We start from the raw sequence: 14,150 nt of genomic DNA, 5'->3' as shown, positions 1-14,150 counted from the left end.
CCGTTCACCGTTGCCGCCACTACCGTATTCGCGGGTAAACCCGCTCCTACAGGGGGGACCTTGTGTCGCGAAAGGGCCGCACAGCGGCCCCCGATAATCTGCGCATCAAAGCCGAAATCCCGGGGCCGCTGTGCGCCCCAATCGCGACACAAGGCCGCTCCCACAGGGGGCGTGTAGCCCGCTGAAGGTCAGTGATGCTTGCGCGGCACCGGCTTGAGCAGTTCATCCGGCGGCATCTCGCACTTGATCTTGCGCCCCAGCAGCGCTTCGATCGCCGGCAGCTGATACGAGTCATCCTCACCGGCAAAGCTGATCGACACACCGCTGGTGCCGGCACGGCCGGTACGGCCAATGCGGTGCACGTAGTCGTCCGGGTCTTCCGGCAGGGTGAAGTTGATCACGTGGCTGATGCCATCGATATGGATCCCGCGCCCGGCCACGTCGGTGGCCACCAGCACGGTGATGCGCCCCTCGCGGAAGCTCTCCAGGGTTCGGATGCGCTTGTGCTGCGGCACGTCGCCCGACAGCTGGGCGGCATTGATGCCGTCGCGTACCAGCTTCTCCTCGATGCGCCGCACTTCGTCCTTGCGGTTGGCGAACACCATCACCCGTTCCCACTTGTTCTGGGTCACCAGGTTGTACAGCAGTTTGTACTTGTCGCTGCCGGCCACCGCATACACGTGTTGCTCGACCGTTTCGCTGGCCACGTTCTCCGGCTCGATCTCGACGATGGCCGGGTTGGTGGTCCACTGCTTGGCCAGGTTCATCACATCGTCGGTGAAGGTGGCGGAGAACAGCAGGGTCTGGCGCTCGCTTTTCGGCGGTGTCTGACGAATGATTTGGCGGACCTGGGGGATGAAGCCCATGTCGAGCATGCGGTCGGCTTCGTCAAGCACCATCACCTCGACCATGTCCAGGTGCACTTCGCCGCGCTGGTTGAAGTCCAGCAGGCGGCCAGGGGTAGCCACCAGGATATCGCAGTGGCGCGCTTCCAGGGCTTTGAGCTGCTTGTCGAAGTCCATGCCACCGACGAAGCTCATCACGTTCAGGCCGGTGTACTTGGTCAGGGCAGCGGCGTCCTTGGCGATCTGCACCACCAGTTCGCGGGTGGGGGCAATGATCAGCGCGCGCGGTTCGCCCATGTAGCGCTCTTTAGGCGGTGGCGTCTGCTGCAACTGGGAAATGATCGAGATCAGGAAGGCGGCCGTCTTGCCGGTACCCGTCTGGGCCCGGCCGATGGCGTCCTGGCCCCGCAGGGTGTAACCCAGGACCTGCGCCTGGATCGGCGTGCAGTACGGGAAGCCCAGGTCGTGGATGGCGTGCATCAGCTCGTTGGACAGCTTGAAGTCGTGGAAGCGGGTTTTGCCTTCCTGTGGCTCGACCACGAAGTCTTCGGGCTTCCACAGGCTCGCCTGCGGCTTGGGCTTGCGTTCGCGGCGCGGTTTGTCCTTGGCCGGCTGGTCGGCAGGTGGCGTAGCGGCGGCAGGTGGCTCAGCCTTGGGGGCGGGGGTGGCATGTGGTGCGGCCGGTTTTGCCGCGGGCCGGGCTTCCGGCGTCACGCTGGCAGCAGGAGCGGCGGCTTGCGGCGCGGCCTCTCCCTTGCCGAATATTTTTCTGAGTGCTTTGAGCACGGTCGTCTCATCAACTGATTAAGGAATGTACGCCGGGCAGTGTAATGCAAGATCCGGGCGCGGCGTAGCGGAATACGCCCACAACTACAAGCGAGGCTGCCTATTGCAGCTGCTTGCTCAGCCAGTCGTGGATATCGTTCAGTTCTTCGACCACCACTTCGTGTTCCATCGGGTATTCGTACCAGCGGGCAGCGACGCCCCAGATGTTCAGGTACTCGAAGGCGGTACGGCCCATGGACGGGATTACCACTGGGTCATGCACGCCATGCAGGCACAGGGCCGGGGTGCGTTGCTGGCAGGCACTCAACTGGTGCTGGTCATTGAAAGTGGGGGCATAGGTGGACAGGGCGATCACCCCGCCCAGTGCTTCCTGCCACTTTATATAGGCAGTGTGCAGCACCACCGCGCCGCCCTGGGAGAAGCCGGCCAGGAAGATCCGCGACAGGTTGATGCCTTTGGCCTGCTCGGCCTTGATCAGTGCGACCACCTGCTCGGCAGACTCTTCCAGCTGCGCTTCGTCGATGGCGCGGGCCGGGGTCATGGCCTTGATGTCATACCAGCTGGGCATGGCATAGCCGCCATTGATGGTCACGGGCCGGGTCGGTGCCTGGGGCATGATGAAGCGCGTGCTGAGCAAGCGCTCCTGCATGAATTCGGCCACAGGTAGGAAGTCGTAACGGTCGGCCCCCAGACCGTGCAACCAGATCACACAGGCGTCAGCGGTTTTCTGTGGTTCGAGAATCAGCGGGTTGGTCATGACTGCTCCGAAAATGTGCGGGTCTTGTTATGGCGTGCGTGAAAAGTAGGCACCGGGAATGATTGTCGGAAAAAGAATGTCGCAACGATACAACTTTTCCTACTTGACGAGCGCTTAAACGCTACAGCGCGACAATCTGGTACGCGCTTTGCAACTCAACCTGTGATGCAAAGGGCAGGCCGTGACGGTAACACCCTCTGCACGCGAAGGCTGTCACAGAACAGTCCATTGCGCCAATTGACCCAATAACAAGCCAATACGGGTCGGATACGCCTCAAAAGGGTGCGGTGCAATTCCGGCTCGATACAACAAGAGCGATTTGGAGGTTGTGAATGAAGATGTTGAAAACCACCCTGGCAGTCCTGACCGCTGCCGCCGCGCTGGGCGCCGTGAGCAATGCCCAGGCCGGCGCCACCCTCGATGCGGTAAAGAAGAAGGGCTTCGTCCAGTGTGGCGTGAGCGACGGTCTTCCAGGCTTCTCGGTACCTGATGCGAAGGGCAAGATCGTCGGCATCGACGCCGATGTCTGCCGCGCCGTGGCTGCCGCCGTATTCGGCGATGCCACCAAGGTCAAGTTCAGCCAGCTCAACGCCAAGGAACGCTTCACCGCCCTGCAATCGGGCGAGGTCGATGTGCTGTCGCGTAACACCACCTGGACCAGCTCGCGCGATGCCGGCATGGGCCTGGTATTCACGGGTGTCACCTACTATGACGGCGTTGGCTTCCTGGTCAACAAGAAGCTCGGCGTTTCCAGCGCCAAAGAGCTCGATGGCGCGACCATCTGCATCCAGGCCGGTACCACCACCGAGCTGAACGTATCGGACTTCTTCCGCGCCAACGGCCTGAAGTACACCCCGATTACCTTCGACACCTCTGACGAGAGCGCCAAATCGCTGGAGTCTGGCCGTTGCGACGTGCTGACTTCGGACAAATCGCAGCTGTTCGCCCAGCGCTCCAAACTGGCCGCGCCGACCGAATACGTGGTGTTGCCGGAAACCATCTCCAAGGAACCGCTGGGCCCGGTAGTGCGCAAAGGCGACGAGGATTGGTTCAGCATCGTCAAGTGGACCCTGTTCGCCATGCTCAACGCCGAAGAGGCGGGCATCACCTCCAAGAACGTCGAGGCCGAAGCCAAGTCCACCAAGAACCCGGATGTCGCCCGACTGCTGGGTGCGGATGGCGAGTACGGCAAGGACCTCAAGCTGCCCAAAGACTGGGTAGTGCAGATCGTCAAGCAAGTGGGTAACTATGGCGAAGTGTTCGAGAAGAACCTGGGCCAGAGCACTAACCTGAAGATCGACCGTGGCATGAACGCCCTGTGGAACAACGGCGGCATCCAGTACGCGCCTCCAGTGCGCTGATGGCTGCACCCTGCGGCGGCATTCGGCCGCCGCAGGTTGTTCGGAACCCTTCTTTCCGGGGCACTTCATGCAAAATCAAATCGGCGCACAAAAGGGGCTATCCCTGAATGATCCGCGTGTGCGCGCGTGGCTGTTCCAGATTCTCACGATCGTCTTCGTGGTCGGTCTGGGCTGGTACCTGTTCCACAACACGCAGACCAACCTTCAACACCGGGGCATCACCTCGGGCTTCGAGTTCCTCGACCGCAGTGCCGGCTTCGGTATCGCCCAGCACCTGATCCCCTATGTGGAATCCGACAGTTATGCGCGGGTGTTCGTCATCGGCCTGCTCAATACGCTATTGGTGACCTTCATCGGCATCATTCTGGCGACGATACTGGGCTTCATCATCGGTGTGGCTCGCCTGTCACCGAACTGGATGATCAACAAACTGGCGACCGTGTATGTGGAAACCTTCCGCAACATTCCGCCGTTGTTGCAGATCCTGTTCTGGTACTTCGCCGTGTTCCTGACTCTGCCGGGACCGCGGGGCAGCATCAACTTCGATGACAAGTTCTTCATCAGCAACCGTGGCTTGAACATGCCTGGCGCGTCCATGGCTGATGGCTTCTGGCCATTTGTGGTGGCCTTGGCAATCGCCATTGCCGCTATAGCCGTGATGGTGCGCTACGCCAACAAGCGCTTCAACGAAACTGGCGTGCCGTTCCACAAGTTCTGGGCGGGGCTGCTGCTGTTCATCGCCATCCCGAGCCTGAGCGTGCTGGTGTTCGGCAGCCCGGTAACCTGGGATATGCCGCAGCTCAAGGGCTTCAACTTCGTCGGGGGCTGGGTGCTGATCCCAGAGCTGCTGGCGCTGACCTTGGCGCTGACTATCTATACGGCAGCCTTCATCGCCGAAATCGTGCGTTCCGGCATCCGTTCGGTCAGCCATGGCCAGACCGAAGCGGCTCGCTCGTTGGGCCTGCGCGAAGGCCCGACCCTGCGCAAGGTGATCATCCCCCAGGCACTGCGGGTGATCATTCCGCCGCTGACCAGCCAGTACCTGAACCTGGCGAAGAACTCGTCGCTGGCGGCCGGTATCGGCTATCCGGAGATGGTCTCGCTGTTCGCCGGTACCGTGCTCAACCAGACCGGACAAGCCATCGAGGTGATTGCCATCACCATGAGCGTCTATCTCGCCATCAGCATCAGCATTTCGCTGCTGATGAACTGGTACAACAAGCGCATTGCGCTGATCGAGCGATGAGGATACGCCCGTGAATGCCCATGTTTTCAAACCTGACATGCCGCCACCGGTGAAAACCGTCGGCGTGCTCGCATGGATGCGCGCCAATCTGTTCTCCAACTGGCTCAACACGCTGCTGACCCTGTTCGCGATCTACCTGATATGGCTGATTGTGCCGCCATTGCTACAGTGGGCGTTGCTCGACGCCAACTGGGTCGGCACCACCCGTGCCGATTGCACCAAGGAGGGCGCCTGCTGGGTGTTCGTGCAGCAGCGCTTCGGCCAGTTCATGTACGGCTACTACCCCGCCGAGCTGCGCTGGCGCGTGGACCTGACCGTGTGGCTTGCAGTCATCGGCGCCGCGCCATTGTTCATCAAGCGTTTCCCGCGCAAGGCCTTCTACGGCCTGGCCTTCCTGGTGCTGTACCCGGTGTTGGCCTATACCCTGCTGCATGGGGGGTATCTGGGCCTGCAAAACGTACCCACCAGCCAGTGGGGCGGGCTGATGCTGACCCTGGTGATCGCCACCGTGGGCATTGTCGGCGCCTTGCCTTTGGGCATCCTGCTGGCCCTGGGCCGGCGTTCGAGGATGCCGGCCGTGAAGGTGGTGTGTGTGACCTTCATCGAGTTCTGGCGCGGCGTACCGCTGATCACCGTGTTGTTCATGTCGTCGGTGATGCTGCCGTTGTTCCTGCCCGAAGGCATGAGCTTCGACAAGCTGCTGCGGGCGATGATCGGTGTAATCCTGTTCCAGTCGGCGTACATCGCCGAGGTGGTGCGCGGCGGCCTGCAGGCCATCCCCAAGGGCCAGTACGAAGCCGCCGCGGCCATGGGCCTTGGCTACTGGCGCTCGATGGGGCTGGTGATCCTGCCGCAGGCGCTGAAGCTTGTGATTCCCGGCATCGTCAACACCTTCATTGCCCTGTTCAAGGACACCAGCCTGGTGATCATCATCGGCCTGTTCGACCTGCTCAACAGCGTCAAGCAAGCCGCCGCAGACCCGGCCTGGCTGGGCATGGCCACCGAGGGCTACGTGTTCGCCGCCCTGGTGTTCTGGATTTTCTGTTTCGGTATGTCCCGCTACTCCATGCATCTGGAGCGCAAGCTGGACACTGGCCACAAGCGTTAGGAGTTTCGAAATGAGTGAAGCGATCAAGCAGCCTGCTGGCCCCGAAGGCATCATCCAGATGCAGGGTGTGAACAAGTGGTATGGCCAGTTCCATGTGCTCAAGGACATCAACCTGAACGTGCGCCAGGGCGAACGCATCGTGCTGTGCGGGCCGTCCGGTTCGGGCAAGTCCACCACCATCCGCTGCCTTAACCGCCTGGAAGAGCACCAGCAAGGGCGCATCGTGGTCGATGGCGTGGAGCTGACCAACGACCTCAAGCAGATCGAGGCCATCCGCCGCGAGGTGGGCATGGTGTTCCAGCACTTCAACCTGTTCCCGCACCTGAGCATTCTGGAGAACTGCACCCTGGCGCCAATGTGGGTGCGCAAGATGCCACGGCGCAAGGCCGAGGAAATTGCCATGCACTACCTGGAGCGTGTGCGGATTCCGGAGCAGGCACACAAGTACCCCGGGCAGTTGTCCGGCGGCCAGCAGCAGCGTGTGGCCATTGCCCGCGCGTTGTGCATGAAGCCCAAGATCATGCTGTTCGACGAGCCGACCTCGGCACTGGACCCGGAAATGGTCAAGGAAGTACTCGATACCATGGTGGGCCTGGCCGAGGATGGCATGACCATGCTCTGTGTGACCCACGAAATGGGCTTTGCCCGTACCGTGGCGAACCGGGTTATCTTCATGGACAAGGGCGAGATTGTGGAGCAGGCCGCGCCGGATGATTTCTTCGACCGGCCGCGCAGTGACCGGACCAAGTTGTTCCTCAGCCAGATCCTCCACTGATGCTGTTTGGGCTGCGCGGCAGCCCTTCGCGGGCACGCCCGCTCCCACAGGTTTAGCGTTGGCTTTGGAGCCTACTTAAATCCTGTGGGAGCGGGCGTGCCCGCGAAGGGCCGCAACGCGGCCCCGGCTTTATTTATTTTCCTGGCTGGCAGCCGGCGCCGGCGGCGGCCGCAGCCCCACCTCGGCGATCAGTTTCAACGGCTGCCCGTTGCGCATCACCTCAATGGTGATCTTCTCGTTGGGCTTGATCCGCGCTACCTGGTTCATCGACTTGCGCCCGTCGCCGGCCGGCTCGCCATTGATGCTCAGGATCACGTCACCCAGTTGCAGCCCGGCCTTGGCGGCTGGCCCTTCGCGGAAGATGCCCGCCACCACGATGCCTGGGCGGTCCTTCATGCCGAACGACTCTGCCAGCTCCTGGCTCAGTGGCTGTACTTCGATGCCCAGCCAGCCACGTATCACCTGGCCATGTTCGACGATCGACTTCATCACCTCCAGTGCCAGCTTTACCGGGATGGCGAAGCCGATGCCCTGCGAGCCGCCGGACTTGGAGAAGATCGCGGTATTGATGCCGATCAGGTTGCCATTGGCATCCACCAGCGCACCACCGGAGTTGCCTGGGTTGATCGCCGCGTCGGTCTGGATGAAGTCTTCGTAGTTGTTAAGCCCCAGCTGATTGCGGCCAGTGGCGCTGATGATGCCCATGGTCACAGTCTGGCCGACGCCGAACGGGTTGCCGATGGCCAGCGACACGTCGCCGATGTGAATGTTGTCGGAACGGCCGATGGTGATTGCCGGCAGGTTCTTCAAGTCGATCTTCAGCACCGCAAGGTCGGTTTCCGGGTCGCTGCCGATCACGCGGGCCAAAGTCTCGCGGCCATCCTTCAGGGCGACGACGATCTGGTCGGCGCCGCTGGTGACATGGTTGTTGGTCAGCAGGTAGCCCTCAGGGCTCATGATTACCGCCGAGCCCAGGCTTGATTCCCAGCGGCGCTGTTTGGGCAGGTTGTCACCGAAGAAGCGGCGGAACTGCGGGTCCTCGAACAGCGGGTGGGCGCTTTTGTTCACCACCTTGGTGGTGTACAGGTTGGCCACCGCCGGGGCGGCCAGGGTCACGGCGTCGGCGTACGACACCGGACCTTGCATGATCCGCGTGGTCTGTGGCGCTTGCTGCAGGTTGACGTCCTGGCTGGGCAGCCCGACCCATTGCGGAAAACGCTGGATGATCAGCATGGCGATCAGTATGCCGGTAAGCAGGGGCCAGCCGAAGTAACGCAAAGCCTTGAACATGAACGAATCCTGGAAAGAGCAGGGGCCAGCGGCCTGGCAGTGGGGCATGAGCGCGCGCGATCATACACCGGTTCCCCCAGTGACGGCGACGGCCCATAATGGCCGGCATTATACGGGCGTTCGTCAGGCGTTGCGCCCGAGAAAAGCGCAGTTTTCGAGGAGATTTTCATGGCCGTTGCTCTAAGTACCCTGGTCGAGGAAGCCGAGCGTTATCTGGGCAGCGCGAAGATCCAGGATTATTGCCCAAATGGCCTGCAGGTCGAAGGCCGGCCGCAGGTCAGCCGCATTGTCAGTGGTGTTACCGCCAGCCAGGCATTGCTGGATGCCGCGGTCGAAGCCGAGGCCGATCTGGTGCTGGTGCACCATGGTTATTTCTGGAAGGGCGAGAACCCGTGCATCACCGGGATTCGCCAGCGTCGCCTGAAGACCTTGCTGAATAACGATATCAGTCTGCTGGCGTTTCACCTGCCCTTGGATGTGCACCCGGAAGTCGGCAACAACGTGCAACTGGCGCGGCAACTGGAGATCACTGTCGAAGGGCCACTTGACCCGGAAAACCCCAAAGTGGTCGGGCTGATCGGTTCGCTGGCCGAATCCATGACCGCGCGCGATTTTGCCCGTCGGGTTCAAGGCGTGCTGGGGCGTGAGCCGTTGCTGGTCGAAGGCAACGACATGATCCGCCGGGTGGGCTGGTGCACCGGCGGCGGGCAGGGCTATATCGACACGGCGATTGCCGCCGGGGTGGACCTGTACCTGACCGGTGAGGCGTCCGAGCAGACCTACCACAGTGCGCGCGAGAATGGCGTCAGCTTCATTGCTGCCGGGCACCATGCCACCGAGCGCTACGGGGTGCAGGCACTGGGCGATTACCTGGCACGACGGTTTGCCTTGGAGCACCTGTTCATCGATTGCCCTAATCCCATCTGATAGCGGTATCGCCCTCTTCGCGGCTGAACCCGTTCCTACACGGGCCTGTAGGAGCGGGTACACCCGTGAAGAGGACGGCCCTGCCAGCCCAAACCCCCAGTCATATCGTTAGATTTTTTCGATCTAGCCAGCCTCCTAAATAGAAGCAGCCGCTGTGATAGAGTGGCTCGCTCGAACACGGCCCGCAGGCCGTCCATAAGATCGTTTTTCGTGAGTAGCCATGGTCGACAAACTGACGCACTTGAAACAGCTGGAGGCGGAGAGCATCCACATCATCCGCGAGGTGGCCGCCGAGTTCGACAACCCGGTGATGCTGTACTCGATCGGCAAGGACTCCGCCGTGATGCTGCACCTGGCGCGCAAGGCCTTCTTCCCGGGCAAGCTGCCGTTCCCGGTGATGCACGTCGACACCCAGTGGAAATTCCAGGAGATGTACAGCTTCCGCGACAAAATGGTCGAGGAAATGGGCCTGGAGCTGATCACCCACGTCAACCCCGAGGGTGTGGCGCAGGGTATCAACCCGTTTACCCATGGCAGCTCCAAGCACACCGATATCATGAAGACCCAGGGCCTGAAGCAGGCGCTGGACAAGCATGGTTTCGACGCTGCCTTCGGTGGTGCGCGCCGCGACGAAGAGAAGTCGCGGGCCAAGGAGCGTGTGTATTCGTTCCGTGACAGCAAGCACCGTTGGGACCCGAAGAACCAGCGCCCCGAGCTGTGGAATGTGTACAACGGCAAGGTCAACAAGGGCGAGTCGATCCGCGTCTTCCCGTTGTCGAACTGGACCGAACTGGACATCTGGCAGTACATCTACCTTGAAGGCATCCCGATCGTGCCGCTGTACTTCGCCGCCGAGCGTGAAGTCATCGAGAAGAACGGCACCCTGATCATGATCGACGACGAGCGCATCCTCGAGCACCTCTCCGAGGAAGAAAAAGCCCGCATCGTCAAGAAGAAGGTGCGTTTCCGTACCCTCGGCTGCTACCCGCTGACGGGCGCTGTCGAATCGGAAGCCGAGACCCTGACGGACATCATTCAGGAAATGCTCCTGACCCGTACGTCCGAACGCCAGGGCCGTGTCATTGATCACGATGGCGCCGGTTCCATGGAAGACAAGAAACGCCAAGGCTACTTCTAATTTCAGGGTTACTCCATGTCGCACCAATCTGATCTGATCAGCGAGGACATCCTCGCCTACCTGGCCCAGCATGAGCGCAAGGAACTGCTGCGCTTCCTGACTTGCGGCAACGTTGACGACGGCAAGAGCACCCTGATCGGGCGCCTGCTGCACGATTCGAAGATGATCTACGAGGACCACCTCGAGGCCATCACCCGTGATTCGAAGAAAGTCGGCACCACCGGCGAAGAAGTCGACCTGGCGTTGCTGGTAGATGGTCTGCAGGCCGAGCGCGAGCAGGGCATCACCATCGATGTCGCCTACCGCTACTTCTCCACCGCCAAGCGCAAGTTCATCATCGCCGACACTCCGGGCCACGAGCAGTACACCCGCAACATGGCCACCGGTGCGTCCACCTGCGACCTGGCGATCATCCTGGTCGATGCCCGCTACGGCGTGCAGACCCAGACCCGTCGCCACAGCTACATCGCGTCGTTGCTGGGCATCAAGCACATCGTGGTCGCGGTCAACAAGATGGACCTGAAGGGCTTCGATGAAGGCGTCTTCGAGTCGATCAAGGCCGACTACCTGAAGTTTGCCGAAGCCATCAACCTGACCCCGAGCAGCCTGCACTTCGTGCCGATGTCGGCGCTCAAGGGTGACAACGTGGTCAACCACAGCGAGCAATCGCCGTGGTACGCCGGCCCGACGCTGATGGAAATCCTCGAAACCGTCGAGGTTTCGGCTGACCGCAACTTCACCGACCTGCGTTTCCCGGTGCAGTACGTCAACCGTCCCAACCTGAACTTCCGCGGCTTTGCTGGCACCATCGCCAGCGGCGTGGTGCACAAAGGTGACGAGATTGTCGTGCTGCCGTCGGGCAAGAGCAGCCGGGTCAAGTCCATCGTCACCTACGAAGGTGAACTGGAAAACGCCGGCCCAGGCCAGGCCGTGACCCTGACCATGGAAGACGAGATCGACATCTCCCGTGGCGACCTGCTGGTACATGCCGACAACGTCCCGCCGGTAACTGACCACTTCGACGCCATGCTGGTGTGGATGGCCGAGGAGCCGATGCTCCCGGGCAAGAAATACGACATCAAGCGTGCCACCAGCTACGTGCCAGGCTCGATTGCCAGCATCACCCACAAGGTCGATGTGAACACCCTGGAGCAGGGCGCTGCCAGCGCACTGCAACTGAACGAAATCGGCCGCGTCAAGGTTGCCCTGGACACCTCGATTGCCCTGGACGGTTACGACAGCAACCGCACCACCGGTGCGTTCATTGTCATCGACCGCCTGACCAACGGTACCGTTGGCGCCGGCATGATCATCGCCCCGCCCGTGTTGCCACACGGCAGCACCGGCCATCATGGCAAGCAGGCCCACGTGTCCACCGAAGAGCGCGCCCTGCGCTTCGGCCAGCAGCCAGCCACCGTGCTGTTCAGCGGCCTGTCCGGTGCTGGCAAGAGCACCTTGGCTTATGCCGTGGAGCGCAAGCTGTTCGACATGGGTCGCGCGGTGTACGTGCTCGACGGCCAGAACCTGCGTCACGACCTGAACAAGGGCCTGCCACAGGACCGCGCCGGCCGCACCGAGAACTGGCGCCGCGCCGCCCACGTGGCGCGCCAGTTCAACGAAGCCGGCATGCTGACCCTGGCTGCGTTCGTGGCCCCGGATGCCGAAGGCCGCGAACAGGCCAAGGCGCTGATCGGCAAGGAGCGCCTGGTGACCGTTTACGTCCAGGCCTCGCCGCTGGTCTGCCGCGAGCGTGACCCGCAAGGCCTGTACGCTGCCGGTGGCGACAACATCCCGGGCGAGAGCTTCCCGTTCGATGTGCCGCTGGATGCTGATCTTGTGATCGACACCCAGGCCACCAGCGTGGACGAAGGCGTGAAACAGGTGCTGGACGTGCTGCGTCAGCGTGGCGCGATCTAAGCGCTAGCCTGCAAGGAGAACCCCGCTTCGGCGGGGTTTTTTGTCTCGCGTTCAGGATCCTTCCCACTGTTCGGAAAGATCTGTCCTAGATATGTTTCTCCGACACCGGTATCACCCGCCTTTCCTTAACTGCTTTGTACGAAAAACTCGAATAGATCTCCTTCACCCCCGGCAACCGCTGCAGCACCTCCCGGGTAAATTCCCCAAACGACTCCAGGTCCCGTGCCAGGATCTCCAGCAGAAAGTCATAGCGCCCGGAGATGTTGTGGCAGGCGACGATTTCGGGAATTTCCATCAGCCGCTGTTCGAACGCCAGCGCCATGTCCTTGGTGTGCGAGTCCATCATGATGCTGACGAATGCGGTCACGCCAAACCCCAGCGACTTGGGCGAGAGGATGGCCTGGTAGCCGGTGATGTAGCCGTTTTCTTCCAGCAGCTTGACCCGTCGCCAGCAGGGCGAGGTGGTCAGTGCCACCTGGTCGGCGAGTTCGGCAACGGTGAGGCGGGCGTTGTCCTGCAAGGCGGCGAGCAGGGCACGGTCGGTGCGGTCGAGGCTTGAAGGCATATTTTGCCCTCCTGGTCCGGTGATTGTTGTTTTTGTTCCAGAAAGCACGCCTATGTGTAGGCTATTTTGGAAAAAATTGGGCAGCTCGGTGGCATAAGCTTACAACAAACCACAAGAGGCCGTTGCCATGCGCGACTCCCACGACAACACCGGTTTTTCCACGCGGGCCATTCACCATGGCTACGACCCGCTGTCCCACGGTGGCGCCTTGGTGCCGCCGGTGTACCAGACGGCCACCTATGCCTTCCCCACTGTTGAGTACGGCGCTGCCTGCTTCGCCGGAGAGGAGGCGGGGCATTTCTACAGCCGCATTTCCAACCCCACGCTGGCCTTGCTGGAGCAGCGCATGGCTTCGCTTGAGGGTGGTGAGGCGGGGTTGGCGTTGGCATCAGGGATGGGTGCGATTACCTCAACCATCTGGACCCTGCTACGGCCTGGCGATGAGCTGATTGTGGGGCGCACCTTGTATGGCTGCACCTTCGCTTTTCTGCACCACGGTATTGGTGAGTTCGGCGTCAAAGTACGCCATGTCGATCTCAACGATGCCAAGGCCCTGAAGGCGGCGATCAACAGCAAAACACGGATGATCTACTTCGAAACACCGGCCAACCCCAATATGCAGCTTGTGGACATTGAGGCGGTTGTCGAGGCGGTGCGGGGGCATGATGTGCATGTGGTGGTCGATAACACCTACTGTACGCCGTACCTGCAGCGGCCACTGGAGCTGGGGGCGGACCTGGTGGTGCACTCGGCAACCAAGTACCTCAGTGGCCACGGTGATATCACTGCGGGTTTGGTGGTGGGGCGCAAGGCGTTGGTCGATCGCATTCGCCTGGAAGGGCTGAAGGATATGACCGGGGCAGTGCTGTCGCCCCATGACGCGGCGTTGCTGATGCGCGGTATCAAGACCCTGGCCCTGCGAATGGACCGGCATTGCGCCAATGCTCAGAAGGTGGCCGAGTTTCTGGCTCGGCAGCCGCAGGTGGAATTGATTCATTACCCGGGGCTACCGTCTTTTGTCCAGTACGCGTTGGCCCAGCGACAGATGCGTTTGCCTGGGGGGATGATTGCGTTTGAGCTCAAGGGTGGCATTGAGGCGGGGCGGCGGTTCATGAATGCGCTGCAGCTCTTTGCCCGGGCGGTGAGCCTGGGGGATGCCGAGTCGCTGGCACAGCACCCGGCGAGTATGACGCATTCTAGCTACACGCCGCAGGAGCGGGGGCATCACGGGATATCGGAGGGGCTGGTGCGTCTGTCGGTGGGGCTGGAGGATGTGGAGGACCTGCTGGCAGATGTCGAACAGGCATTGCAGGCCTGCTGTTAGGTTGCCTGCACTGGCCCCTTCGCGGGCACGCCCGCTCCCACAGGTATTCCACAAGTTTCACATGCTGTGGTGTACCTGTGGGAGCGGGCGTGCCCGCGAAGGGGCCAGTGA

General features: G+C 61.6%; 12 protein-coding genes. 8 read left to right on the top strand and 4 right to left on the bottom strand.

Features of this window, described 5'->3' with window-relative positions; genetic code table 11:
* Positions 1–188: 188 nt before the first annotated feature.
* Together rhlB and ACF8GF_RS12220 are read right to left on the bottom strand one after the other, a co-directional pair.
* A complete protein-coding gene (gene rhlB / locus ACF8GF_RS12225) occupies positions 189–1,631 on the bottom strand; it encodes an ATP-dependent RNA helicase RhlB (protein ID WP_392487974.1) in 1,443 nt (480 codons plus the stop codon).
* Between the two features lie 100 nt (positions 1,632–1,731).
* Positions 1,732–2,388 (bottom strand): alpha/beta hydrolase, encoded by a 657-nt coding sequence (locus ACF8GF_RS12220; RefSeq protein ID WP_021784125.1) that lies wholly within the window; start codon positions 2,386–2,388, stop codon positions 1,732–1,734.
* A 332-nt stretch (positions 2,389–2,720) separates the two neighbouring features.
* Here ACF8GF_RS12220 and ACF8GF_RS12215 point away from each other — a divergent pair, with 332 nt between their 5' ends.
* From ACF8GF_RS12215 to ACF8GF_RS12200, 4 genes are all read left to right on the top strand, one after another.
* Positions 2,721–3,749, top strand: coding sequence for an amino acid ABC transporter substrate-binding protein (locus tag ACF8GF_RS12215; protein ID WP_176682593.1), 1,029 nt, complete (start codon positions 2,721–2,723; stop codon positions 3,747–3,749).
* A gap of 67 nt (positions 3,750–3,816) precedes the next feature.
* A complete protein-coding gene (locus tag ACF8GF_RS12210) occupies positions 3,817–4,995 on the top strand; it encodes an amino acid ABC transporter permease (protein WP_176682594.1) in 1,179 nt (392 codons plus the stop codon).
* Between the two features lie 10 nt (positions 4,996–5,005).
* Positions 5,006–6,103, top strand: a complete 1,098-nt coding sequence (locus ACF8GF_RS12205; protein ID WP_176682595.1) for an amino acid ABC transporter permease — start codon at positions 5,006–5,008, stop codon at positions 6,101–6,103.
* 10 nt (positions 6,104–6,113) lie between these two features.
* Complete coding sequence (locus tag ACF8GF_RS12200) at positions 6,114–6,878, top strand: amino acid ABC transporter ATP-binding protein (protein WP_003251792.1); 765 nt, start codon at positions 6,114–6,116, stop codon at positions 6,876–6,878.
* A 129-nt stretch (positions 6,879–7,007) separates the two neighbouring features.
* Here ACF8GF_RS12200 and algW read toward each other — a convergent pair whose 3' ends face one another.
* Positions 7,008–8,168 carry a Do family serine endopeptidase AlgW gene (algW, locus tag ACF8GF_RS12195; protein WP_392487973.1) on the bottom strand — a complete coding sequence of 387 codons (1,161 nt, stop codon included), beginning with the start codon at positions 8,166–8,168 and terminating at the stop codon, positions 7,008–7,010.
* A gap of 168 nt (positions 8,169–8,336) precedes the next feature.
* On the opposite strand from algW, the gene ACF8GF_RS12190 reads away from it, so the two are divergent.
* The 3 genes from ACF8GF_RS12190 (at position 8,337) to cysN (ending at position 12,150) form a co-directional block, all read left to right on the top strand.
* Entirely contained in the window at positions 8,337–9,095 is a 759-nt protein-coding gene (locus ACF8GF_RS12190) for a Nif3-like dinuclear metal center hexameric protein (protein WP_392487972.1), read from the top strand.
* A 220-nt stretch (positions 9,096–9,315) separates the two neighbouring features.
* On the top strand, positions 9,316–10,233 hold the full coding sequence (gene cysD / locus ACF8GF_RS12185; RefSeq protein ID WP_003251799.1) for a sulfate adenylyltransferase subunit CysD: 918 nt from the start codon (positions 9,316–9,318) through the stop codon (positions 10,231–10,233).
* 15 nt (positions 10,234–10,248) lie between these two features.
* Entirely contained in the window at positions 10,249–12,150 is a 1,902-nt protein-coding gene (cysN, locus tag ACF8GF_RS12180) for a sulfate adenylyltransferase subunit CysN (RefSeq protein ID WP_084852049.1), read from the top strand.
* A gap of 85 nt (positions 12,151–12,235) precedes the next feature.
* On the opposite strand, the gene ACF8GF_RS12175 is transcribed toward cysN, so the two are convergent.
* Complete coding sequence (locus ACF8GF_RS12175; RefSeq protein WP_003251803.1) at positions 12,236–12,715, bottom strand: Lrp/AsnC family transcriptional regulator; 480 nt, start codon at positions 12,713–12,715, stop codon at positions 12,236–12,238.
* Between the two features lie 127 nt (positions 12,716–12,842).
* Between ACF8GF_RS12175 and ACF8GF_RS12170 the strand changes: the two genes are divergently transcribed.
* The gene (locus ACF8GF_RS12170) at positions 12,843–14,039 is read left to right on the top strand and encodes a methionine gamma-lyase (RefSeq protein WP_392487971.1); all 1,197 of its coding nucleotides are present in this window, start codon (positions 12,843–12,845) and stop codon (positions 14,037–14,039) included.
* Positions 14,040–14,150 lie beyond the last annotated feature (111 nt).

This window comes from Pseudomonas sp. yb_5, from assembly GCF_043103865.1.
Classification (GTDB): domain Bacteria; phylum Pseudomonadota; class Gammaproteobacteria; order Pseudomonadales; family Pseudomonadaceae; genus Aquipseudomonas; species Aquipseudomonas putida_Y.
This window is presented reverse-complemented; position numbering and strand designations above follow the sequence as displayed.

What these genes read in the sequence shown, in the direction of transcription:
- ACF8GF_RS12220 (WP_021784125.1), bottom strand. Translation starts at nt 2,388, where the DNA reads ATGACCAACCCGCTGATTCTCGAACCACAGAAAACCGCTGACGCCTGT.
- ACF8GF_RS12215 (WP_176682593.1), top strand. Translation starts at nt 2,721, where the DNA reads ATGAAGATGTTGAAAACCACCCTGGCAGTCCTGACCGCTGCCGCCGCG.
- ACF8GF_RS12210 (WP_176682594.1), top strand. Translation starts at nt 3,817, where the DNA reads ATGCAAAATCAAATCGGCGCACAAAAGGGGCTATCCCTGAATGATCCG.
- ACF8GF_RS12200 (WP_003251792.1), top strand. Translation starts at nt 6,114, where the DNA reads ATGAGTGAAGCGATCAAGCAGCCTGCTGGCCCCGAAGGCATCATCCAG.
- algW (WP_392487973.1), bottom strand. Translation starts at nt 8,168, where the DNA reads ATGTTCAAGGCTTTGCGTTACTTCGGCTGGCCCCTGCTTACCGGCATA.
- ACF8GF_RS12190 (WP_392487972.1), top strand. Translation starts at nt 8,337, where the DNA reads ATGGCCGTTGCTCTAAGTACCCTGGTCGAGGAAGCCGAGCGTTATCTG.
- cysD (WP_003251799.1), top strand. Translation starts at nt 9,316, where the DNA reads ATGGTCGACAAACTGACGCACTTGAAACAGCTGGAGGCGGAGAGCATC.
- cysN (WP_084852049.1), top strand. Translation starts at nt 10,249, where the DNA reads ATGTCGCACCAATCTGATCTGATCAGCGAGGACATCCTCGCCTACCTG.
- ACF8GF_RS12175 (WP_003251803.1), bottom strand. Translation starts at nt 12,715, where the DNA reads ATGCCTTCAAGCCTCGACCGCACCGACCGTGCCCTGCTCGCCGCCTTG.
- ACF8GF_RS12170 (WP_392487971.1), top strand. Translation starts at nt 12,843, where the DNA reads ATGCGCGACTCCCACGACAACACCGGTTTTTCCACGCGGGCCATTCAC.